The 22172-nt window shown below is 51.1% G+C and carries 20 protein-coding genes and 1 pseudogene; 5 read left to right on the top strand and 16 right to left on the bottom strand.

Features of this window, described 5'->3' with window-relative positions:
• Window positions 1–266 precede the first annotated feature (266 nt).
• The 5 genes from ABS784_RS02115 to ABS784_RS02135 form a co-directional block, all read right to left on the bottom strand.
• Window positions 267–1094 (bottom strand): carbohydrate ABC transporter permease, encoded by an 828-nt coding sequence (locus ABS784_RS02115; RefSeq protein ID WP_023634100.1) that lies wholly within the window; start codon window positions 1092–1094, stop codon window positions 267–269.
• Window positions 1095–1108: 14 nt separating this feature from the next.
• Window positions 1109–2008: a carbohydrate ABC transporter permease gene (locus ABS784_RS02120; protein ID WP_023634101.1), complete on the bottom strand. Its 900-nt coding sequence runs from the start codon at window positions 2006–2008 to the stop codon at window positions 1109–1111.
• A 132-nt stretch (window positions 2009–2140) separates the two neighbouring features.
• Complete coding sequence (locus ABS784_RS02125; protein WP_131874092.1) at window positions 2141–3409, bottom strand: ABC transporter substrate-binding protein; 1269 nt, start codon at window positions 3407–3409, stop codon at window positions 2141–2143.
• 61 nt (window positions 3410–3470) lie between these two features.
• The gene (locus ABS784_RS02130; RefSeq protein ID WP_352511285.1) at window positions 3471–5567 is read right to left on the bottom strand and encodes an amylo-alpha-1,6-glucosidase; all 2097 of its coding nucleotides are present in this window, start codon (window positions 5565–5567) and stop codon (window positions 3471–3473) included.
• 197 nt (window positions 5568–5764) lie between these two features.
• On the bottom strand, window positions 5765–6778 hold the full coding sequence (locus tag ABS784_RS02135; protein ID WP_352511287.1) for a LacI family DNA-binding transcriptional regulator: 1014 nt from the start codon (window positions 6776–6778) through the stop codon (window positions 5765–5767).
• A gap of 180 nt (window positions 6779–6958) precedes the next feature.
• On the opposite strand from ABS784_RS02135, the gene ABS784_RS02140 reads away from it, so the two are divergent.
• Window positions 6959–7159: an alpha/beta-type small acid-soluble spore protein gene (locus ABS784_RS02140; protein WP_011230435.1), complete on the top strand. Its 201-nt coding sequence runs from the start codon at window positions 6959–6961 to the stop codon at window positions 7157–7159.
• 12 nt (window positions 7160–7171) lie between these two features.
• On the opposite strand, the gene ABS784_RS02145 is transcribed toward ABS784_RS02140, so the two are convergent.
• The 3 genes from ABS784_RS02145 to bcaP all read right to left on the bottom strand — a co-directional run bounded on the left by ABS784_RS02145 (window position 7172) and on the right by bcaP (window position 10687).
• Window positions 7172–8239 carry an anti-sigma factor domain-containing protein gene (locus tag ABS784_RS02145; RefSeq protein ID WP_014195254.1) on the bottom strand — a complete coding sequence of 356 codons (1068 nt, stop codon included), beginning with the start codon at window positions 8237–8239 and terminating at the stop codon, window positions 7172–7174.
• A complete protein-coding gene (gene sigI, locus ABS784_RS02150) occupies window positions 8236–8994 on the bottom strand; it encodes an RNA polymerase sigma factor SigI (RefSeq protein ID WP_021321416.1) in 759 nt (252 codons plus the stop codon). The genes ABS784_RS02145 and sigI overlap by 4 nt, the downstream gene beginning before the upstream one ends.
• 277 nt (window positions 8995–9271) lie before the next feature.
• Window positions 9272–10687, bottom strand: coding sequence for a branched-chain amino acid transporter BcaP (bcaP, locus tag ABS784_RS02155; protein ID WP_014195252.1), 1416 nt, complete (start codon window positions 10685–10687; stop codon window positions 9272–9274).
• Between the two features lie 318 nt (window positions 10688–11005).
• On the opposite strand from bcaP, the gene ABS784_RS02160 reads away from it, so the two are divergent.
• A complete protein-coding gene (locus ABS784_RS02160) occupies window positions 11006–11347 on the top strand; it encodes a DUF485 domain-containing protein (RefSeq protein WP_352511290.1) in 342 nt (113 codons plus the stop codon).
• A complete protein-coding gene (locus tag ABS784_RS02165; RefSeq protein WP_033009100.1) occupies window positions 11347–12882 on the top strand; it encodes a solute symporter family protein in 1536 nt (511 codons plus the stop codon). Before ABS784_RS02160 ends, ABS784_RS02165 begins: the two co-directional genes overlap by 1 nt.
• 61 nt (window positions 12883–12943) lie before the next feature.
• On the opposite strand, the pseudogene ABS784_RS02170 reads toward ABS784_RS02165, so the two are convergent.
• From ABS784_RS02170 to ABS784_RS02195, 6 genes and pseudogenes are all read right to left on the bottom strand, one after another.
• Window positions 12944–13192: pseudogene (locus tag ABS784_RS02170) on the bottom strand (N-acetyltransferase family protein); the annotation flags it as partial.
• Window positions 13193–13235: 43 nt separating this feature from the next.
• On the bottom strand, window positions 13236–14363 hold the full coding sequence (menC, locus tag ABS784_RS02175; RefSeq protein ID WP_033024929.1) for an o-succinylbenzoate synthase: 1128 nt from the start codon (window positions 14361–14363) through the stop codon (window positions 13236–13238).
• Window positions 14312–15199 carry a GNAT family N-acetyltransferase gene (locus ABS784_RS02180; protein WP_352511292.1) on the bottom strand — a complete coding sequence of 296 codons (888 nt, stop codon included), beginning with the start codon at window positions 15197–15199 and terminating at the stop codon, window positions 14312–14314. Before ABS784_RS02180 ends, menC begins: the two co-directional genes overlap by 52 nt.
• Window positions 15174–16343, bottom strand: a complete 1170-nt coding sequence (locus ABS784_RS02185; protein WP_011230425.1) for a M20 peptidase aminoacylase family protein — start codon at window positions 16341–16343, stop codon at window positions 15174–15176. The genes ABS784_RS02180 and ABS784_RS02185 overlap by 26 nt, the downstream gene beginning before the upstream one ends.
• Before the next feature lie 115 nt (window positions 16344–16458).
• Entirely contained in the window at window positions 16459–16884 is a 426-nt protein-coding gene (locus tag ABS784_RS02190; protein WP_020279520.1) for a threonine/serine exporter family protein, read from the bottom strand.
• A 13-nt stretch (window positions 16885–16897) separates the two neighbouring features.
• Window positions 16898–17641, bottom strand: coding sequence for a threonine/serine exporter family protein (locus tag ABS784_RS02195; RefSeq protein ID WP_352511295.1), 744 nt, complete (start codon window positions 17639–17641; stop codon window positions 16898–16900).
• Window positions 17642–17967: 326 nt separating this feature from the next.
• Here ABS784_RS02195 and ABS784_RS02200 point away from each other — a divergent pair, with 326 nt between their 5' ends.
• Window positions 17968–19029 carry a DUF5667 domain-containing protein gene (locus ABS784_RS02200; protein WP_352511297.1) on the top strand — a complete coding sequence of 354 codons (1062 nt, stop codon included), beginning with the start codon at window positions 17968–17970 and terminating at the stop codon, window positions 19027–19029.
• A 350-nt stretch (window positions 19030–19379) separates the two neighbouring features.
• Here ABS784_RS02200 and ABS784_RS02205 read toward each other — a convergent pair whose 3' ends face one another.
• Complete coding sequence (locus ABS784_RS02205; RefSeq protein WP_352511299.1) at window positions 19380–20318, bottom strand: diacylglycerol/lipid kinase family protein; 939 nt, start codon at window positions 20316–20318, stop codon at window positions 19380–19382.
• 109 nt (window positions 20319–20427) lie between these two features.
• Window positions 20428–21342: a UDP-N-acetylmuramate dehydrogenase gene (murB, locus tag ABS784_RS02210; protein WP_352511301.1), complete on the bottom strand. Its 915-nt coding sequence runs from the start codon at window positions 21340–21342 to the stop codon at window positions 20428–20430.
• A gap of 223 nt (window positions 21343–21565) precedes the next feature.
• Here murB and ABS784_RS02215 point away from each other — a divergent pair, with 223 nt between their 5' ends.
• Window positions 21566–22159 carry an IMEF encapsulin system ferritin-like cargo protein gene (locus ABS784_RS02215; protein ID WP_352511303.1) on the top strand — a complete coding sequence of 198 codons (594 nt, stop codon included), beginning with the start codon at window positions 21566–21568 and terminating at the stop codon, window positions 22157–22159.
• The last annotated feature ends 13 nt before the right edge of the window (window positions 22160–22172 follow it).

Consider the following 22172-nt stretch of genomic DNA (forward strand, 5'->3'; position numbering starts at 1 on the left):
GCCTCGTTCAGGTGCGTTTTATCATAGTTCCGAAAGAAGACTCCCACTTCAAGCAAAGCGAAGCGGGAGTAGTTCACGCGTCTCCATAGCCGGTACATCTCCCGTCTGTCATCATCCTAATGGAGTCTATATTTCCACCTATATGATGTACGTTTTTTTTATGGATATGCCGAATGAAAAAGGGCTGCCGCCAAAGGAGGACAACCTTCCTTTCGGCAAACAGCCCCTTTTCGCAATGATCGGTAAACCAGTATGCAAAATATCTGTTATTTTCCACCTGTGAATGAAATCCCTTTAATAAAATAGCGATTGAAAAAGGCGTAAATAACCAATACAGGCATGGTAAATACCATTGATGCAGCCATAATGTAGTTCCAGTAGCTAATATATTGCCCTTTGAAGCTGTTAAGCCCAAGCGGCAGCGTAAACAGCTGCGGATCGGACAAAATAATGAGCGGGCGCATGAAATCGTTCCACGAACCCATGAAGACGAAAATGGCTTGAGCCGCCAACGCCGGACGAGCGAGCGGAAGAACAATCCGGAAAAAGATCCCGAGCCGCCCGAGTCCATCAAGTTCTGCCGCCTCTTCCAACTCTTTTGGAAAGTTAATGAAAAATTGCCTCATCATGAAAATAAACGTAGCGTTCACCATCGTCGGCACGATCATTCCTTGATACGAGTTCAACCAACCGAGCTGTTTCAAAATCAAATAGTTCGGAATCATCGTCACTTGCGCTGGAATCATCAAGACAGCCAAAATGATCAGAAACAGCGGTTTTCTGCCGGGAAATTGCAGTCGGGCCAACGCGTAGCCAGCCATAGAGTTGAACAATAAATTCAGCACCGTCACAGTTCCCGCAACCACAACGCTGTTTAGCAGCCAGCGTGGAAATAGCTCCTGTTCGACAAAAATCTGCTTATAATTATCAAGCGTAAACTTTTTCGGAATAAAGGACATGGTTCCGCTCACAATTTCTTCAAGCGTCTTAAACGACGAAGACAGCGCCCATAAAAACGGAATCATCGTAATCACGGCATATGTGATCAAGACCGCATACAGCAACAGCTTTCCAATGCCCATTTTCTTTTTCATCCATGCTCATCCCCTTAATAAAGAGACTCTTCTTTTGACAACTTCCGTTGCAACAATGTCACGATGAAAATCAAAATCGCTAACGCAAACGCGAGCGCAGCGGCATATCCCATTGTCCCTAATGTTTTAAATGCATATTGGTAAATCAAAAGCACAACCGTCAACGTCGAGTTGTTCGGACCGCCGGAACCGCCCGAGAAAATATACGATTGGTCAAACAGCTGGAATGTCCCAATCAGCCCCATGACCACGACAAATGAAGTCACCGGCCGCAAATAGGGAACAGTAATATGCCAAAACTTTTGCCAAGCGTTCGCGCCGTCCAGCTCAGCTGCTTCATACAAGGAATCAGGAATATCTTGCAACGCCGCCAAATAAATGACCATAAAGTATGGGGCTGTCGCCCAAATGTTCATGATCATAATGGCATTCAATGCTACATCGGGATCGCCGATCCAGTTATATGTCGGCAAACCAACCGCTTTCAATACGTGATTGATAAGTCCATTTTGGTTGTACATCCACATGAAAATGAGCGTCAGCACGGCCGAGGACGTCAACGTCGGCAAAAAGTACACAATGCGGAAAAACTTTTGTCCCTTGAGCCCTGCATTTAATGTCGCCGCTAATACAAGCGCTAAAATGGTCTGGCATGGAACGACAATGACGACATATTTCAGCGTGTTCCATAACGCGATTTTGGCCCGAGTATCATCGGCCATGCGCTTGAAATTGTCCAACCCGACGAACTCAAACGAAGTCGTACCCAACAATTGCACTTTGTGAAAGGCCAGAAAAATCGCAAACAAAATCGGGCCGATAATAAAAAGAAGCAGCACAAATAAAGTAGGAGACAAAAACAAGTAGCTTGCCCCCGCTTCGCGCCACATTCGCTTCGTTGACATTCTTTTCATCTTATTCCCTCTCCTTGCCGAGAATCAAATCGCTGTTCCTCTCTTTCTAACGCAGCCAAAAATAGCTGCGGTTAGAAAGAAAGGAACAGCTCCCTGGCAGAGCATGACCCGTCTGCCAAGGGCTGATTCGCCTTATTTGCTTTCGATTTCGCTGTTCGCCGTTTTTTGTGCTTCTTTCAACGCTTCAGCAAGCGGACGTTCACCGAGGAAAGCGCTGACAAATTGGTTATTGAAGTTATTCGTAATAATCGGCAAGTTCGTTCCATTCTGCCATACGGTCGCATACGATGCGCCAGCGACTAATGGCGCCCGCAACGGATCTTTGTCAAATCCCAATTCAGCAGCGACCGATTTCCGCGTCGGCAAAGCGTATCCCTTGCTCGTCCATGTTTTCATTCCTTCTTTTCCTGTCAAATACTCGATCAGCTTCCAAGCGGCTTCTTTCTTTTTCGAATCTTTGTTCATGACATAGGCAACCGTATAAGCCATAGTCGTTTTTTTGCCGTTGATCGTTGGAATTTCAGCCGTTCCAAATTCTAAGTTCGGGAACGTCTCTTGCAGGAACGGAATCGCCCAGTTTCCTTCAATGACCATGGCCGCCTTGCCTTGACCGAACATCTCGCCGCCCCATGTAGCCCCAACTTCATTAGGTTGGGCTGCCGACTTATCTTTTAAGTGCATATCAACGATCGGCTGGAGCGCCTCGACTACTTTCGGATCAGCGAAGCTCGCTTTATTATCTGTCACAACTTTGCCGCCTTTGGATTCAGCAATGTAGTATAAGCGAGCCAGTTCCGGAGCAACGCCAAATCCGTATACTTGTTTCCCTTTTGTCAGCTTCTTCGCCACTTCCCGCAGTTCGTCCCAAGTTTTCGGGACTTCAACACCCGCTTCTTCGAACATCTTTTTATTGTAAAACAGTGCTAGCGTCGAATAGTCTTTCGGGAACCCATAAATTTTTCCATCTTTCCCTTTAAACGCATCAAGCATCGGTTTTTCAAAATCATTAATATCAAACTCATCCGTCACGTATTTGTCAAGCGGCTCAATGGCTCCCGTTTCAATCAGGGCTGGCGCTTCAAATGCATCCAAGTAAAACACATCCGGCCCTTGACCGCCCGCTAAACGGGTCTTAATCACATCCATATACTGGTCGGCAATGACTTCATACTTGACCTTAATGTTGGGATATTTTTTTTCAAAATCATCCAACGTTTGTTTCAACAACTTTTGCTCCGTTGGATTGCCGCCCCAGCCAGCTAACGTGACTTCTACTTTCTCGCCTTGCTTACTCCCCCCGTTTGCCTTCTCACTTTTCTCACCACCGCCGCAACCGGCCAAAAGGCTGCCAAACAGCATCGTTGTGATGCCTAGCGCTGCCATCCACTTTGTTTTGCCCATGTAAACAACCTCCCCTAAAAATTGGTTTATATACACAGGGAAAGGAATGCTTCCCCTGCTGTTAACGAAGGACAATATCCCAACCCGTCGTATTCTCATCGATTTGGACATGGAAGTTATCCTGCTCACGGGTAACCGTCAATGACAATCGTCCGCCGCCGATTAGGATGTTTTCCACACGCAACATATTCATCGAATCAAGCAACGTCGGCGACAGATAAATATTCTTTTCCAACGCATTAGGAAACAATCCTAATAACGCCTGAACAAACACAAGCGGCGTCCCAGCCGCCCACGCCTGAGGCGAGCAGGCGACAGGATAGCGGACCGGTTTTCCCTCTGACCGGCTGTAGCCGCAAAACAACTCCGGCAAGCGATCATATTCAAAATGCATCGATGCTTCCATGAGCCCTTCAATGACCGTCTTTGCCTCGCGCCGCCGCCCCATTTTGCTTAAGCCAAGCAAAATGAGGCTGTTGTCATGCGGCCAAATGCTTCCATTATGATAGCTCATCGGGTTATATCCCGCTTCTCCTTCGGCCATCGTCCGGATGCCGTAACCGGAAAACATTTTTTCCGAAAGAAGGGTGTCAATGACGGCATCCGCCCGCCTTCCCTCGAGCATTCCTGAAAACAGCACATGACCTGGGTTCGATGTAATTGTTCTGACAGGGGCTTTGTTTTCATCTAACGCAAGAGCATAAAATTTCCGATCTTCCATCCAAAACTGTTCTTCAAAGCGCTTTTTCAAAGCTTCCGCCTGCGCTCGAAGCGCTTCTGCTTTTTCCACTTCCTGAAGCTGTTCGAAAATGTCGGCAAGCCCCATTTTGGCGTGATAAACGTAGCCTTGGACTTCAACAAGGGCGATCGGCGCGCGGGCATACTCGCCGTTTTCGTGCACAATCGAATCGCCTGAATCTTTCCATCCTTGATTGGCAATCCCCTTGCTCGACTCCTGGAAATACTCGACAAATAAATCGCCGTCGCGGTCGCCATACCGGTCAATCCAATGGAGCGCCGCATCAATGTTTAGTCGAAGCTGCTGAACGAGATCGAAGTTGCCGGTCCATTTGACATACTCCACCAACAGAACTAAAAAGAGCGGCGTCGCATCGATCGTCCCGTAATAAGGGGTAAACGGAATTTGATTCGTATTGGCCAACTCACCGAATCGGATTTCATGCATGATTTTTCCAGGTTGTTCATCGCGCCACGGGTCTACTTTCGTTCCCTGATAGCGGGCCATTGTCAACAACGTGCCTTTGGCTATTTCATGGTTGAACGGGAGCAGCTGCAAGGCCGCAATCAAACTGTCCCGGCCGAAGGGAACGCCAAACCACGGAAGTCCGGCCACCGGAAATGGCCCACAGCCAAGATCCGTAAGCAGCACCCGCAAATCCCCGATGCCCCGGCGGACTAAACGCTCAAACTGTCGCTCGTCCGTGATGACGTTCGCTGTTTCCCTTTCCCAGCGCTGATAGGATTCTTGCAATAGTTGAAGCGCCTGTTCAGGCGGAATGACCTTCGCTCTGCTTGTTTTGCCGGTGATCGGTTCGACCATCAACGTAACCGTCTGCTCTTGCGCCCGGTCGAGTGCAAAGTCAAAAACAATTTCTCCATGTTCCTTAACGGTTTTCTCCTCTCGATCCCAGCTGACCTTCGTTGCCCGTTCCACTCCATCAGCTCCCTCGTAATGGAACGTGAGCGAACGTTTTCCAATGGTCTGGCCTGTCCGCTTTCCCACCTCTCCTGTCTGAAAGCCGCGAACGATAAACATATCGGCAAAATCGGCATCCATGTGCACGCTGATTTCCAATTGCACCGGCTTCGGATGATAATTTTTCAGCTTAATGGTTTCATAGAGCACACCCGCATAAATAAATCGTTTGCGCTCAATTTCGACGGATTCGCGCCACAAAATCAGCTCTCCGTCCCGTTCAATATGAGGGTTTGTCAATAAAATGGTAGCGACATAATTTTGTGCCGCATCAGACGCCAGCAGCACGGGTTCTTCCCCATTGATGCGCAAACTCCATTTGCTCAAAAAACGGGTGTCTTTTGTATACAGCCCTAATCCGTACGGATGATGTTCGGGGATATTCCCATCTTTATCCGTCAATAAAAACACATCGTTTTCTTTAATCACTCGATAATCCATGTTGCTTCCCCCTGATTCTAGGTTGTCATCATCGGCTCAACAGCGCGATGTCTTTCCTTCGTCAATCACGCTTCACAAGCGAATTCCAAAACGTTTTCACTCATGATTCAAAAAAAACGGTCTTCATGACACCATAACAACCCGAAACGTTTTGGAATATAGCTAAAACTGGATCGGGCGGTGAAAAAAGGCCTCCATCAATCTTTTTTCACCGTCGACCCCCGTATTTTCAGTTCTGTTTCCAGAATCTTGACATGGGACTGAGCGTTGCCTTCCAGCATATCAATCAACAGTTTGGCGGCCTCATATCCCATGGCAAATTTGTCTTGGGCGATGGTGGAAAGTGCAGGCGATGAATAGGACGCTAAAATAATGTCATCGTAGCCAATCACGGCCACATCGTCCGGAACCCGCTTTCCAAGCTGTTTTACTGCCTTGATGACACCTAGCGCCATTAAATCGCTTGCACAAAAGAAAGCCGTAATTTCTGGATATTGCTGAAGCAGCCTCAATGCCTCCTGCTCCGCGATTTCTTCGCGGAACGCTCCATTGGCAATCCAATATTCGCGTACGGGCAAACCTGCTTCAATCAATGCTTCCTTGAATCCTTTCTCACGCTGTTCACTCACAAATGCGTATTCATATCCATTGATCATAGCGATCCGTTTATGCCCGAGCTCAATTAAATGACGCACCGCTTTTTTCGCACCCAGCACATTGTCCGTTGTCACATAGCCAACGGTTTTGGACTCGATGGGAATATCAATCAGGACACATGGAATTTCGCTTTCCACGACCTCATGCAAATACGGGTCATCCGTACGAATCCCTTGCAAAATCGCCCCATCGACGCGCCGCTCCCGACAAAGCTGTGTATACGTTTTTTCTCTTTGCTTGGTCGATGTCGTGCTGAACAGCACCATATCATAATCGACTTCACTGACATACTCATTGACGCCGGCCAGCACCTCAAAGGTAAAATTATCCTTGGCACTTTCCCTTGTTAATCCAGAAACGAGCAGCCCGATCGTCTTCGATTTATTCATGACAAGCCCGCGCGCCAGTGTATTGGGGCTGTAGTTCAACTGCTTCGCGATATCCATGATTTTTTGTCTCGTTTTTTCATTCACATCGGAATAGCCGTTCAGCGCGCGTGAAACCGTCGTAATCGAAACTCCCGCTGCCTTGGCAATATCTTTAATGGTTGTCACTGCCATTCCTCCAAAACGTTTTCGGTCATCTGCTCGTTTTCATTATAAACAATAACCGAAAACGTTTGCAATCTTTTTTTTTAATGAAAAATTCCTCCTTTAATTCCCAACCATATCTCTTTGTTAGATCGTCCATACTAATCATACCTCATCAAAAAAACCATCAAGGAGGAATTTCATATGGCTCGTTCAAGCAACAAACTGCTTGTTCCAGGCATCGAACAAGCGTTGGAACAAATTAAGTACGAAATCGCCCAAGAGTTTGGCGTACAGCTCGGGGCTGGCACGGTTTCGCGCGCCAACGGCTCCGTCGGCGGAGAAATTACGAAACGGCTCATTGCTCAAGCACAAAGCGAATTGGCAGGCCGAAAAACGGAATAAAGCCGAGCGGAATCACTCGGCTTTTTTCGTTTTGGCATCCATCGCTTTCAAATGGCGGTGGGCGTCGGCTTGGCGGCGATGTCCCTCCTTGCCGCTGTCGCCCCCATTCCCCTTTTTCTTTTCATAATGAGCGCCTGGCCGCAACGGACGGGCGTTCCCATGGCTTTTCCATTTCACATAACTCTCTTTTTCAGGAGAAAGGCTTCCTTTGGTCGGATGAGAATGTTTCTGCTTGCGCGGCGACTGTTTTTCGTTTTTTGATGGCTTCGGGTTTGACTCGTTATGGTTCTGTTTCTTTGACGGCTGTTGTGTCGGTTGTTCTTTGACCGCTGGCATTTTGTTTTCTTTTTCTCCACCTTTGGCCTTATCTTTCCAACCTTCTCCTTTCCGGCCGTTTCCATCTGCCGAGCGGACAGATGCTGGCGCAGCCGGTTTCACCTTTTTCTCGATTTGCAATAGTTTTCCGGTTGTCATCCCCCGTTTGACAGCTTGGTTGCGCACTGCCATCGTACTATTGGCCGTGGTAATGACAATCCGGTCATCCGCCACTGACCGCTGGATTTCCGCGAGCGCTGCGGACAGCTTCCGCGCTGAAGAGGCGTCGCGCTCCCTCTCCACCGTCGTAATCAGCACTTCCCCGCCTTTCTTTAAATACCCCTTTTGTTCGCTTAACGCAATGATTTGTTTCGTTACCGAAGAAAACGGTTGACGTTTCCAGGAAGGAAGCGCCGCCAGCACCTTCTTTCCTTCCTCATTGTAAGCCTTCAGCGTCAACACGCGCAGCTCCGCGTCGACGCCCGCTTCCATGCTTGGGTTGATGTCGATCGACATGTAGGCATACACCGCATTGGAAGGCCATTGAATCCAAGTCGCTAGAAGCACCGTGGCCGCCGTTAGAACGCTTATGAGCGCATATCGAAACGAACGGCGGCGAAACGGAAAAGGACGGCCAACCGCATTCGCTTTGACCTCTTCTCCAATCTCGCATTCTTTTTCTTTTTTCAATCGAAGAAATTCCCCTTCCGGCGTCAATACAGTGACGAACTCTTCATCCAACTCCAGCACAATTCCCTTTTTCACGATGAAAGCACCCCTTTTATATAGTCCTTCAAGTAAATGTAATCGCCTGCCAAAATGACCGCGACCGCAATAATGTATTTTCTGTTTCTCTCAATCGTCTTGCGGCTGACCGACGCCATCGTTTCCAGCTGTTTGATCGGCAGTTGCTTTTTTCGAAACAAAATACCAAGCCATTCGTCATTCGCAACAAGCAGTTCAGCCACACGAATAGCGTTGAGGCGGGCGTCTTTATGTTTTGGCGATTGTTCGACTAAATCGTGAAAATGAATGCCGAATTGTTTCAGCACTTGCTGGTAATGGAGAATTTCTTCCCGACGCTGTTCCTGTTCGATTTGCCTATAAAACTCCTCAACCGATAATTTCGCATCTACGTACGTTTGCGCCGCCTGCTCGCCGTTTTCTTCATCTTCGACATGCCATATGGCCTCTCGCGTTCTCACCTCTTTTCGAATGTAATCGATGAGGCGCCGCTTAATGAGCAGCTCCGCAAACGACAGAAAGGAACCTCCTTTGTGCAACGCATATTTTTCAATCGCTTCGTTAAAAGCGATCAGCCCGATGCTCGCCTCATCATCTTCCTCGCGGATGAACCTCTTGCATACACTTGAGACTGTTTTGACGATAAACGGCTTATATTGCCGGATAAGCTCATTGCGCAACGCTTCATTTCCCCGCTGAATTTCCACAACCGTCCGTTCAAGCGTTCTCTCTCTTCTTTTCAATAATGTCCCAAACACCCTTTTCACCCCGCTCATACAAAACCGGACTGACGCTCGTTCTTTATACTATTCGCACATCGCAATCCAAATATGACCGTCGTTCAAAGGGGATTTTTTTAGCTGTGCAAGTGAACACAGGTCCCCAAAAGAGCCCAACGCCGCCGCGCCGAGCACACGCCTTCCATCGGCAAAAAATCAGGTGTTTTTCCCATCTAATGAAAAAGGGGAAACGCGGTGTTGCCGAAAAGTTTGACGAAATGGAAAAAGGGGCTGTTTCCCCATTGGGACAGCCCCCTTTTCATTATGTGGCCGCTCATCCAGCCTTTTCTTCCGTCCGTGCCATTTCATTCAGCTCACTATGCTTGCGGCCGTAGATAAAGTAAATCACTAGACCGATCAGCAGCCACGAGACAAAACCGATCCATGTCATCGCCGGAAGCTGAAGAACGAGGTAGCCGCAGAATAAGACAGCCAAAATCGGGACGACCGGGACAAACGGAACGCGGAATGCCCGCTTTAAGTCCGGCTGCGTTTTACGCAACACCAACACGCCGATCGAGACGGTGATAAAGGCAAAGAGTGTGCCAATGTTCGTCAGTTCCGCCAATTTGTTGAGCGGGATGATGCCGGCGAATACCGCTACAGCCGCTCCCGTCAGCCACGTATTGACATACGGCACTTGGCGCGTCGGGCTGATGCGAGCAAACACTTTCGGCAGCAAACCGTCGCGGCTGATGGCGTAGAAGAGACGCGTCTGCCCATACATCATCACAAGGAGCACGGTCGTAATGCCGGCGATCGCCCCGAGCGAAATAAAGCCCGCCACCCAGTCTTGGTGGATATAGTTTAACGCAAACGCCACTGGGTTTTTCACGTTGAGCTGCTCGTACGGAACGATGCCTGTCAATACGAGTGAAACCGCAATATACAACAATGTGCACACAAGCAACGAGACGATGATGCCAATCGGCATATCACGCTGCGGATTGCGCACTTCTTCCGCCGCCGTCGACACCGCATCAAAGCCGATGTAAGCGAAAAACACCGTCGCCGCGCCGGTCGCCACGCCAGAGAAGCCATACGGCATAAACGGCGTCCAGTTCTCCGGTTTGACGTACCAAACACCGACCGCCAAAAATAGCAGCACAACCGCCACTTTAATGGCAACGATCACCGCATTAAAACGAGCCGATTTTTTCGCACCTAAATTCAACAAAAACGTAATGAACAGAACGATGATAATCGCTGGCAAATCGATGAACGTTCCTTTCGCCGGATCATACGCACTCGTTAGCGCCTTCGGCAGCTCGATGCCAAAACCGGCAAGCAGTCCTTGGAAATAGCCGGACCAACCAACAGCGACCGCCGACGAAGCAACCCCGTATTCCAAAATCAAATCCCATCCCAAAATCCAAGCGATGAGCTCACCAAACGTGGCATAGCTGTAAGTGTAAGCGCTCCCCGACACTGGCACGGTTGAGGCAAATTCTGCGTAACAAAGCGCCGCAAACACACACGCCAACCCAGACAAAATGAACGAAAGAACGAGAGCCGGACCAGCGTGTTCCGCCGCCGCCACCCCGGTCAGGACGAAAATGCCTGTCCCGATAATGGCGCCGATGCCGAGCATCGTCAAATCAAATGCGCCTAACTCTTTTCGCAGCGAAGCTCCTTTTGCCCCCGATTCTTTCATGAGCAACTGAATCGGTTTTTTACGAAACAAATTCATAGATGTCTCCCCTTGTCGTTTTTTGTAGAAAATTGTTGAATTTTATTGTCGAATACAGTTGTCATTCTACATGATCCTTGTTTTTTTGTAAAGTGCGAAAATAAGAAAAACAGCAAAAAATTTTTTCCGTTTTGTGCGGCAAAGCAAAAAATAGTTTTTTAAAATAACAAAAAAATATTAATTTACAAATTTTTCAGATAAATATATAATGAATATGTGACAAATTTGTGACAGAAAGGAGGATGGTTCTTCCGATCATCGTCATGCATCGATATCTCATTTTGAAAACGCTTGAATTCAAATCAAGGAGGGATTTTCATGGCCGTCAAAAAGCAGTCGTTTTCCGATCCGGTCGGCGCTAATTACGAAGCGATCGCCCAGTCAGCTTCATTTCGCGCCCTCATCCAAGCGAAGAAACGCTTTATCGTTCCGGCGACCGTCTTTTTCTTCGTCTTTTACTTCGCCCTTCCGGTGTTGACGTCGTATTCGAAAGCGCTCAACGCACCAGCGATTGGGCCGGTCAGCTGGGCGTGGCTGTTTGCCTTTGCGCAGTTTATTATGACATGGGCCTTATGCATCCTTTATTCGAAACGCGCAGCACAATTTGATGCCATCGTCGAGCAAGTGAAGCAAGAAGCAGCGGAAGGAGGAAACACGTAATGCACGGGCTCGCCTTTTTCCTCTTCCTCATTATCGTCGCCTTGACGCTTGTCATTACGTACTACGCCTCGAAACGGACGAAAACGACAAGCGAATTTTACACCGCGGACAGCAGCCTCACCGGCTGGCAAAACGGGCTCGCCATCGCAGGCGATTATATGTCCGCCGCATCCTTCTTAGGAATCGCTGGCATGATCGCGCTGACGGGATTTGACGGCTTCTTTTACAGCATCGGCTTCCTTGTCGCTTATCTTGTCGTCTTGTATATCGTCGCCGAACCGCTTCGCAACCTCGGCAAATACACGATGGCCGATATGATCGCCGCCCGTTTTGACGATAAGAAAGTGCGCGGCGTCGCGGCGTTAAATACGATCGCCATCTCGATTTTCTATATGATCGCCCAGCTTGTCGGCGCCGGCGGCCTCATCAAGCTTCTGTTGGGTCTAGACTACATTTATTCCGTCTTGATCGTCGGCATTTTGATGACGGTGTACGTCGTCTTCGGGGGCATGACAGCAACGAGTTGGGTGCAAATCGTCAAAGCCGTCTTGCTGATGGTCGGTACGTTTATCATTTCCATCATCGTCTTTGCCAAATTCGATTTCAGCATCGCCAAAATGTTCCACGAAATGAAAACAGCGACGCCGCTTGGCGAGGCGTTTTTAAACCCGGGCAACAAGTTTAAGGATCCACTCGATACGATTTCACTCAACTTGGCGCTCGTGTTGGGGACGGCCGGGCTGCCGCACATTTTGATCCGCTTCTTTACGGTCAAAGACGCCCCGACTGCGCGCAAATCGGTCGTGTATGCGACATGGATCATTGGGCTTTTCTACGTCATGACGATCTTTTTAGGCTTTGGCGCCGCCGCGTTTGTCGGCTATGACAAAATCGTCGCCGCCAACCCGGCCGGCAATATGGCCGCCCCGCTGTTGGCGGAAGCGCTTGGCGGAGATTTCTTGTTCGCTTTCGTCTCTGCCGTCGCCTTTGCGACGATTTTGGCCGTTGTCGCCGGACTTGTGTTGTCAGCCGCCTCGGCGTTTGCCCATGACTTTTACAGCCATATTTTGCGGCGCGGCCAGGCGACGGAAAAAGAACAAATGCTCGCCGCCCGCTGGGCATCCGTCGGCGTCTCGGTGTTGTCGATTTTGTTAGCGCTGTTTGCACAAAAAATGAACGTCGCGTTCCTCGTATCGCTCGCATTTGCGGTCGCCGCCAGCGCCAACTTGCCGACGATCGTATTCACCATTTTCTGGCGCCGCTTTAACACGACTGGAGCGATTACGGGGATGCTTGTCGGCCTGATCAGCGCCTTGGTGCTCGTCTTCTTCAGCCCGAACGTCTGGTCGCCGCAGCCGGGCGCCGCCATTTTCGTCGGCGAACCGCTCTTTAAGCTCGCCAACCCGGGCATCATCTCGATTCCGCTCGGCTTTATCGGTGCGATCGTTGGCACGCTCGTCTCGTCGAAAAAATCGGATGAAAAGAAATATACGGAAATTGTCGTCAAGGCGAATACTGGGATCGGACGCGTGTAACACAACGAAGAAGGGGCTGATCCAAAACGCGAATGCGTTTTGGGTCAGCCCCAAATTGGCGTTACAACAGTTTGTATAGGTAATATTCATTGACAAATTCTCCGCCCACTCTTAATGATTGAACCCTCTCGCCTTCTAATACGAATCCCATCTTCCTATATAAGTTGAACGCCTTATCGTTCCCTTTCATGACCGTAAGTCCTAATCTCGAAATTCCAACTTCCTTTGCCCACTCAAACGCTTTGTTGAATAGTTTAGTGGCAATGCCCTGTCCTTGATAGTCTTCAAGAACTCCCAAAACAACATTGGCAGAATGTCGATTTCGTTTTACATCGCCTCCCTTTTATCATCCTTTATGCCGTCGCCGTACGATGAAACACCTTCGCAAACTGTGTATACCGCTCCACTTGGCGGCGGTCGACGTCATAGCCGATGCCCGGGGCGTTCGGCACGCGGATCAAGCCGCCTTGCACCTCGACTTCCGGTGTGATAATATCCCGCTCCCAATAATGGGACGACGCAGCGGTGTCGCCGGGAAGCGCGAAGTTTTCCAACGTCGTGATCGCGATATTGTGGGCGCGCCCGACCCCTGCTTCCAGCATCCCCCCGCACCACACCGGCACGCTGCGCTCAGCACAAAGATCGTGGATGCGCTTCGCCTCCCAAAGCCCACCGACGCGCCCGATTTTGATGTTGATGATGCGGCAGCTGCCAAGGTCAAGCGCCTTGCGCGCATCGTCATAGGAACGAATGCTTTCATCAAGGCAAATCGGCGTCTGAAGAAGCGGCTGCAGCCGGGCGTGATCGACAAGATCGTCAGCGGCGAGCGGCTGTTCGATCATCATCAGCCCAAACTCATCGAGCGCCTGAAGCCGCTTGGCGTCAGCGAGCGTATACGCCGAATTGGCATCCGCCATGAGCGGCACGTCGGGAAACGCGCGCCGCACGTCGCGAATGACATCAACATCCCATCCCGGTTTGATCTTCACTTTGATCCGCCGGTACCCTTGCGCCACATACCGCTCAATCACCTGGAGCAGATCGGCAACCGTCGGCTGGATGCCGATGCTGACGCCGACTTCAATTTCCTTTTTCGTTCCCCCGAGAGCTTGACAAAGCGGGACGCCGAGCCGCTTGGCATACAAATCCCATACCGCTCCCTCAAGCGCCGCTTTCGCCATGTTGTTTTGGCGGATGGCGGCAAAGCGCTCTGGCAATTCCGCTGGATGCCTAAGCGGCTTCGAAAACAAGAGCGGCACGAGAAACTCTTCAAGCATATGCCAGTTCGTTTTCACCGTTTCCTCGCTGTACCACGGGGCAGAAAACGCAACCGATTCGCCCCAGCCGGAAACCCCATCGCAGTCGACCGCCTCCACTAAAATCAACTCTTTCGTTTGAAACGTGCCGAAGCTCGTTGTAAACGGCGCCTTCAACTCCATTTGCAAATGGCGCAATATGACGTACTCGATGTTGATCGCCATTCCTCTTCCCCTTTCTGCGGCAGCCATTCGTTTCTCCTCACCCATATGTAGTGCATCGCCGGCTCCCCGGAACGGCGCCAAGCGCCGGCGGCAATCCAGCCTTCCGTGAGCAACCGCTGAAACAGAGCGCGCGTCGCCAGCCGCCACTCAAGCGCCAGCGCGAGATCCCGCTCTTTCAGCTGCGGAAAGTCAAGCGGAACCGCAGCCAACAACAACGGCGCCGCTGTTTCATCGATGTCTCTCAGCACGGGCCGCAACAGACCGTCAGCCCTTTGACCTGCCTCGAGCACCGTCAGACTTCTGGCCTTGAGAAGATCAGCTTTAGCCAAGCTCCGCTCCCCGGTCGGACGCTCATCAAGCCGCCATTCGACAATGAAGCGGTCGGACGGCAGTTGACCGTTCAACGCGTCATTCATTTCGCCGTAGCAGTTTTCCACATACTCGACGCCAAGGGCCCCAAGCTTCGCCAAGTTCAAATAGCCGTTTCGACTTTGCAACGGGTCATACGTCCAGCGGATGACTCGATAACCGCGCCGCCGCGCTTCTTCCGCCTGTTTCATTTTCAAGCGATAGCCGAGGCCACGATCACGAAACGATTCAGCAATCCCCATCATATGGGAGCAAAGATACAATTCCCCATTTCGAAACCCAGGGAAGCTGTAGACAAAGCCGACAAGCTTCCCGTCCACATACGCCCCGATGATAATGCCCCCGTTTTTCGCCACCGTCAGCGTTTGATGGAGCGGAACCGGCGCCGTTTTCCAAATCTCCTCCTCAAGCCTGGCCATCTCTTTCAACTGTTCGATCGTCTCAATGATTTGCAGCGACAGAGGCACGCTCGTTCTCCCCCTGCGGCGCAAACGTCGCAAACGTGTTCATCACAACCCGCGCCAAAATTTCCACGCCGGAAAGCAAATCATCGCGCCGGAACGTCATGTTCGGGTGATGGAGCCCTGGACGCAAGTCGCAGCCCAATCCGAGCATCGTTGTTTTCAGCTCCGGTTTTTTAAAGGAATAAAAATGGAAATCCTCTCCTCCCGACGTCACGACCGGCGGAACGCATTTTTCCGTCCCTAAAGTCGTGATAATCGCCTCCTCCATCAGCCGCACAGCATCTGGATCAGGATCAGCGGCGACGATGCGCGTCCGCTCAACAAGCTCAATATCAGCTCCGTAAATCGCAGCGACCCCATTGATCACATGGCGCAGCCCCTCGACGAGCCGCTCCATCGCCTCGTTCGTTTGCGCCCGCAAATCAAGGGCAAATTCCGCGTAGTCCGGGATCGTGTTCGCATCTTTTTCACCGGCGTGAAACTTCGTCATTTTGATCGACGCTGGCACTTGTGGGTCGATATGAATTTTGCCGAGCTCCTGCACGATGGCGCTGCCAACTTCAATGACGTTGACGCCTAAATGCGGCCGCGCGGCATGCGCCGCCACGCCGCGAATCCGCCCCTCGATGCATTGCGCCGCTCCGTGAATGATCGCCGGAGACGCATAACCGCCTTTTACCTCTTGAATTGGGCGCAAATGAACGCCGTACAAAAACGTTAGGCCATCAGCCGCTCCTTTTTCGATCATCTTCAGCGCCCCCGTGCCTTTTTCCTCAGCCGGCTGGAACAAAAACCGCAGCGTCCCCGGCGGCTCATAGCCGATGCGGCGAAGCAATTTCGCCACGCCAAGCACAATCGTCATGTGAGCGTCGTGCCCGCACGCGTGGTTCGGCTGCCAAACGCCGTCAACTTCTTGCCAAAGAGCGTCCATATCGCTGCGCACTCCGACCATCAACGGCCCTGTGCCAATTTCCGCCACCACGCCCGGACAATCGGCAAACGTCCGCGCCCGATACCCTTCGCGCTCCAACTCTCGGCGAAGAAATTCGGTTGTTTGCCACTCTTCCCAACTGATTTCTGGATGACGATGAAGGTGATCGAAAATCTCCCATAGCTCCGCCTTCATCTGCTGAACAATTTCTTTCATCCCGCTCTCCCCCGCTGTTTAAAATCAATAGAAAAAACATGGTTATATTCATTATAATATTCAAGCAAACAAATACAACGATAGGCAAATGATTGGAAAAAACAACTACACGCAGTTAAGGGCGGCGCTTGACCAGTTGGTTGACGACCTCAGAAAAAATGAGCCCCATCGCAATCGCCCCAGAAATCATGAACGCTTTTGCCGCTAGTGAAATGGCCGCATTGTAATCGTTCATGACAACATGGCGCATCGCCTCAAACGCTGTTCCGCCCGGCACAAGGGGAATAATGCCAGAGACGATAAAAATCGTCGCCGGCGTTCGATAGCGGCGGGCGAACCCGTTGCTTACAAAAGCGACGAAAAACGCCGCTGCAAACGTGGCGGCGACACCGTCCACCCCCGACCGGGCGGCGGCCATATACATCGCCCAGCCGCTCATGCCGACAAATCCGCTGTGCGGCAGCAATCGTTTCGGAATATTGAAAATGACGCCAAACAGCGATGACGCCACAAAGCTAAGCAACAGCTGCACAATCATCATCGGTAACTCCCTGCTAACGAATCGATAAAATAAAGGCAATGCCGGTGCCGATCGCAAACGCGGTTAAAAACGCCTCAGCACCGCGCGACAAACCGGCGATCAAATGGCCGGCCATTAAATCGCGCACCGCATTGGTAATCGCCAGCCCCGGCACGAGCGGCATCACCGAGCCAATCATCATGTTTCCTACGTCCCTGACAAATCCGGCCCTTTCCATCAACAGCACGATCCCACCGGCGACAAAAGCGGCAAAAAATTCAGCGAAGAATCGGATTTTCACGAACCGATGCATCATTTCAAAACACCAAAACGCCATTCCACCAGAAAGAAGGGAAGGGAGAAAATGATTCATGCCGCCTAACAGCGAGGCAAAACAAGCGCTCGCCGCCGCTGCGGCAGCAGTTTGCTGCCAAAGCGGATAACCGAGTGGCTGCTGCTGAACGCGTTCCAGTTCTTTGCGCGCTCCGTCGAGCGACAGTTCGCCGCTGCTGATGCGGCGGGAAATGTGGTTGACAAGCGCCACCTTGGATAAATCGGTCGAACGCTCGGAAATGCGAATAAACCGTGTTACATTCGTTCCCTCAACGGAAAACATGATGCCCGTTGGGGTCACATAGCTGTGTGAGCGGGAAACACCGAACGAAGCGGCGATACGCCCCATCGTATCTTCCACCCGGTACGTCTCCCCACCGCTTTCAAGCATCAATTTTCCCGCTAATAAACAAACATCAACAATGTCATCCACCCGCTCCGTCATGACCGGTTTGCTCCTTTCGTTTTCGCCCGGCATGGCATTGGCCGGTGCCCCCTTATCCCGTCAGCCCCACTAGGCGCTCATCGCAAAAACAAACTCCCACCAAACGGATTGGCAGGAGTCGCCTTGGATATCGTCGTTACCAAACTTATTTCCATTATACCAAACAGGCGGCTAACTGCCAAACCGTGAAGGGAATCTCACCGTTTCCCTTTCTTTCCTATTTTTCTGCTTCTTTCGCCTGATTTTTCGCGCCTACAGTCGAAAACAGACGGGTCAACTGCGAAAACGTTATAACGAAACCCAAAGCAAAAGGAGGAACGATGGTGATGAACAAGCGATTTTCGCTCCCTCGCATACTATCAACAAGCGCACTTGCCGCTGCTGTTGCGCTCACTCCTTACAGCCCGGCGGTGTTCGCCAGCACAGGAATCGAGGGGAAAACAGACGGCAACACGGCAACCGAAGCAGATGCCGGTGTCAACCACGACGTCCCGGTTTTGTTGCCAGGCGACTTTTTCTACTTTGTCAAAACCATGATGGAAAAAATCGAACTTGCCCTCACGTTTGACGATGCGGAAAAGGCGAAACGGCTCGCTGAATTCGCTGAAGAGCGGCTAGCCGAAGCAAAGGCGCTGCTTGAACGCGGAGACGTCGAGCAGGCAAAAGAAGTGCTCGCCAATGCCCTGAAACAACAAGATCAAGCATGGAATGTGTATGAAAAAACAAAACAAGCGGATGAACCAAGCGGGGAAACCGCAAAACCTGATGCCGAAGCATTGCGCCAACAGCTGGAAGAAAAATTTTCGCAAAACATCACGGCCTTGCAAGCCGCACTTGAACGGGTGAAAAACCCGCGCGCCAAAGAGGTGCTCGCCCGCAACATTGAAAAAGCGAAACAAAAACTGGAAGCCAAAATAGAAAAACGGTTGGCGAAACAGGCAGAACAAAGCAGCCAAGTAGAGGAAATAGGCGATGAACAAACAGCACCGACAGCACCGGCCGGCGAAACGGAGGAAGCGAAAAACGAGAGCGCACCAACGGCTCCTGAATCCATCGAAACAGAAAAGCCAGCCGCTGCACCGGTGGAAGACGATACAGCGGTTCGTCTAGATGAACAAACGAACACCGCCGCCAAAGCAGACACGAAATCGTCGCTGACGCGAGCCATAAAAGCGGAAGCAAAGGGCAGTGTCCGCCAAGGTGTCGCCGCGAGCGCCAAAGCAAACGGCCGGGAACATCAAGCAGCGGCAGCCGGAAAGCAGCAAGCAGCGTTCCGCGCCTCTGTCTCTGTTTCACAACCTCCGAAACAAACAGCCAAACCGCAGGTGAAAAACGACCATTCGCCGGCCCATAGAAAACAAGACAAGGAAGAAAAGAACAAAAAATAAGTTCCGTTTTTGAAGCTGTTGCTAAAGCAAGGGCTGTTTTCCGAAGCGAACGGGAAACAGCCCTTTCTCCTTGACAATAATGGACATCGTCGTTCCATTGTTCTTTCACCTCCGCCTTAACCGCTCGCTTCCTTGCTCTTGCTTTGCTTATTCAGAATATTTGCCATGCTGGTAAATCCCTAGCTAATCACTTCGCGAATCACAATCGCTCGGTCAAACGCCTCGATGCTATAGCGAATAATCAAATGCGCCTTGATTGCCGCCGGCAATCCATCGCGCAGGGCAAAGCCAACAGTGCTTCCCCATGCCTCGCCCTCCTTACGTCTACTTGCAGTATACGAATGAATCACTCACCTGGTTTTCACGCCAATGACCCGCAAACGCCCCGGCTCAATCCAAGCAAATACTTCCCCTTCTCCTGCATCCTCGCCATCCGCGTGGATCGGGACAGGAGCGGCAGGGCGGATGCGCACGTTCCGACCAGTGAACACGCAAACTTCTTTCATTCGTACATGCCCGCCCCAAAATACGGTTAAAAACAGCGCAAGAATTTTCCAACGCGGCATCGGCCCGACGACCGTCACATGAAGCAAGCCGTCATCGGCCTGAGCGGACGGCGCGATGCGCATTCCTCCACCGTAGTATGGGTGATTCGAAACCGTTGCCATCCAAGCCTTCAAAAACGAATAATTCTGTCCATCCACACAAATATCAAGGTCAACCGGTTGATAGCGAAACAAATCTCTTACTAAATAAAACACATAAATGAGTGAACCGAGTCCAAAACGATTCAGCCGCCCTTTCCATTTTGAACGGTTGGCCGTGCGGGCGATATGGGCGTCAAAACCGCAGCCGATGCTGTTGGCAAACACTCCGTCCGGCACGGCTCTGCTTGCAAAACGGCCGAGATCGAAAGCCAAAACCTTGCCGAAACGAACATCATCTATCAGCTGTCGGAGCGCCTGTTTCGGTTTTCGGGCGAGACGGAAGCCGCGGACAAAGTCGTTTCCTGTTCCGGCGGGAATGCAGCCAATCGCAACGTGCGGAAACGAACCCGCTCCGTTCACCACTTCATGCACTGTCCCATCGCCCCCGACCGCTGCGATCACCGTCGGCTCAACGCTTTCCTCGCCGATTCGTCGGGCGATTTCCTTTCCTTCTCCCTTTCGGGTCGTCCAATACGCCTGATAGATGATTCCTTCCCGATCCAGCAGCGGTTGCAGCTGCTTCCAAATGGACACGGACCGGCCGTTTTTGGCGGCTGGATTGATAATGAAATAAAGGTTCATCCTCTTCCTCCATTCATAACCCCTTTTCTTACCTATTGGCGGTTGGTTTCATTTTTCCTCTCGTCGAAATGAAAAAATCCGAACCCGCAAACCGGATTCGGATCCTCCGTCATTCCTCGCCAATAATTTTGACTTCCAACTCCAGATCGACCCCGAATTTTTCTTTCACTGTTTTGCGCACCATTTCGATCGTCGCAATGTAATCGGCAGCGGTCGCATTGTTTTTGTTAATAATGAATCCTGCATGCTTCGTCGACACTTCCGCACCGCCGAATCCTTTTCCCTGAAGGCCGCTGTCTTGGATGAGCTTGCCGGCAAAATAGCCCGGCGGACGCTTAAACACGCTTCCGACCGACGGATACTCAAGCGGTTGTTTCGATTCGCGCTGAAAGGTTAAATCATCCATTTTCGCCTTGATTTGCGCATAGTCTCCCGGCCGGAGCGCAAAGACCACTTCAAGCACAATATCATGCGTCCGGCTGATCAAGCTTGTTCGATAGCCAAGCTCCAGCTCCTCATTTTTCAGCGTTTTCAACTCACCGGCGAGCGTCGCCACTTTGACATGGTCAAGCACATCTTTCACTTCACCGCCGTACGCTCCGGCGTTCATCATAATCGCCCCGCCGACCGATCCCGGAATGCCGCAGGCAAACTCCAACCCGGTGAGGTGTTGTTCGAGCGCGAACCGCGACACCGCTTTAATATCCGCCCCGCTTTGTGCGATCACGTTGTTTCCTTCACGCCAAATGCGGTTCAAATGCTTCAGCTGCATGACAATGCCGCGCAGCCCGCCATCGCGGATGATGACGTTCGAACCGTTGCCAAGAAGCGTAAACGGCAGGCCGTACTCTTCTTTCAGCCGCAACACCTCAATGACCTGCTCGTACGTTTCCGGCCAGACGAGAAAATCGGCCTTGCCGCCGATCCGCACCAATGTATGGTTTTTCATCGGCTCATCACGAAGGACGTTCCTTTCTCCACAAATTTCCATAAGCCTTTGATAAATCTGTTCCGCACGTTCCATCGTTCTGTCACCTTCTTTATTCTTCCATGCCGCTTGGCGGCATTCATCCATACCGTTTCCATTATCGCTGGAATCGCGCCGCATATCAAGTGGGCAATGTTCCTGATTCTGTTTTATTCCGGACTAGGAGCAAAGGTGACGTTCGAAGGAAGGCGGAGATGTTTATGCCTCTTTCAATATGGAAAAGATGATAACAATCAATCATAGTGTAGGAGGGAGTCCATTGCACGACACGTTAGCAGAAGTCAGCGCCATTCTTGGCCGGTCGAAAGAAGCGCTCGGCCAGTTTCAATCGATTTTAGAACCGACGATTGAACAGGCCGCTGACGACCATGCACGGCTGTATTGGCATCATATTTACGAAGAAGAGGAACACCGGTTTGACCGTTTGACCGCCTTGCTTCCAAAGTTGGAGGAGGCATTGGCGGACGAAGCATTCTTATCGCGGGAAAACGGCGACTTTTTGCGCCTGTTGCAAGACATCAGCCTTGAAAAATTCGGCTTGCACAACTTTTTGGAGCATCTCGATTTGTCCCTCTTCCACTATAAAGGGACGGAACATGAACCACCCATTACGGCACTGCGCGACATGACCGCTGCGGACTACCAGCGGATGAAAGCCGCTCTCGAAACGCTCAATCGCGCGCTGGACGCGCCGGTTTCCCTCGCCGCTTCGGTGCCGACTGACGAAAAAGAGCATCAAAAAGACCATTTGAAACTGGCGCAGTACGCCGTCCCGCCTTCCGACCCGGCGCCTGTCCGCCCATCGATCGGAACAAGACGGCAGCTGACAGTCGGCAGCTTAAAACACGGATAAGAAAGGAGAGTAA

This window comes from Geobacillus sp. G4, assembly GCF_040327975.1.
Lineage (GTDB): Bacteria > Bacillota > Bacilli > Bacillales > Anoxybacillaceae > Geobacillus > Geobacillus thermoleovorans.

Coding starts and splice junctions, on each gene's coding strand:
- ABS784_RS02185 (WP_011230425.1), bottom strand. CDS start 16,343: ATGAAAGAAATTGTTCAGCAGATGAAGGCGGAGCTATGGGAGATTTTC.
- menC (WP_033024929.1), bottom strand. CDS start 14,363: ATGGCGATCAACATCGAGTACGTCATATTGCGCCATTTGCAAATGGAG.
- ABS784_RS02130 (WP_352511285.1), bottom strand. CDS start 5,567: ATGGATTATCGAGTGATTAAAGAAAACGATGTGTTTTTATTGACGGAT.
- ABS784_RS02165 (WP_033009100.1), top strand. CDS start 11,347: ATGCACGGGCTCGCCTTTTTCCTCTTCCTCATTATCGTCGCCTTGACG.
- ABS784_RS02115 (WP_023634100.1), bottom strand. CDS start 1,094: ATGAAAAAGAAAATGGGCATTGGAAAGCTGTTGCTGTATGCGGTCTTG.
- ABS784_RS02120 (WP_023634101.1), bottom strand. CDS start 2,008: ATGAAAAGAATGTCAACGAAGCGAATGTGGCGCGAAGCGGGGGCAAGC.
- ABS784_RS02200 (WP_352511297.1), top strand. CDS start 17,968: ATGAACAAGCGATTTTCGCTCCCTCGCATACTATCAACAAGCGCACTT.
- bcaP (WP_014195252.1), bottom strand. CDS start 10,687: ATGAATTTGTTTCGTAAAAAACCGATTCAGTTGCTCATGAAAGAATCG.
- ABS784_RS02195 (WP_352511295.1), bottom strand. CDS start 17,641: ATGACGGAGCGGGTGGATGACATTGTTGATGTTTGTTTATTAGCGGGA.
- ABS784_RS02205 (WP_352511299.1), bottom strand. CDS start 20,318: ATGAACCTTTATTTCATTATCAATCCAGCCGCCAAAAACGGCCGGTCC.
- ABS784_RS02190 (WP_020279520.1), bottom strand. CDS start 16,884: ATGATGATTGTGCAGCTGTTGCTTAGCTTTGTGGCGTCATCGCTGTTT.
- ABS784_RS02160 (WP_352511290.1), top strand. CDS start 11,006: ATGGCCGTCAAAAAGCAGTCGTTTTCCGATCCGGTCGGCGCTAATTAC.
- ABS784_RS02140 (WP_011230435.1), top strand. CDS start 6,959: ATGGCTCGTTCAAGCAACAAACTGCTTGTTCCAGGCATCGAACAAGCG.
- murB (WP_352511301.1), bottom strand. CDS start 21,342: ATGGAACGTGCGGAACAGATTTATCAAAGGCTTATGGAAATTTGTGGA.
- sigI (WP_021321416.1), bottom strand. CDS start 8,994: ATGAGCGGGGTGAAAAGGGTGTTTGGGACATTATTGAAAAGAAGAGAG.
- ABS784_RS02125 (WP_131874092.1), bottom strand. CDS start 3,409: ATGGGCAAAACAAAGTGGATGGCAGCGCTAGGCATCACAACGATGCTG.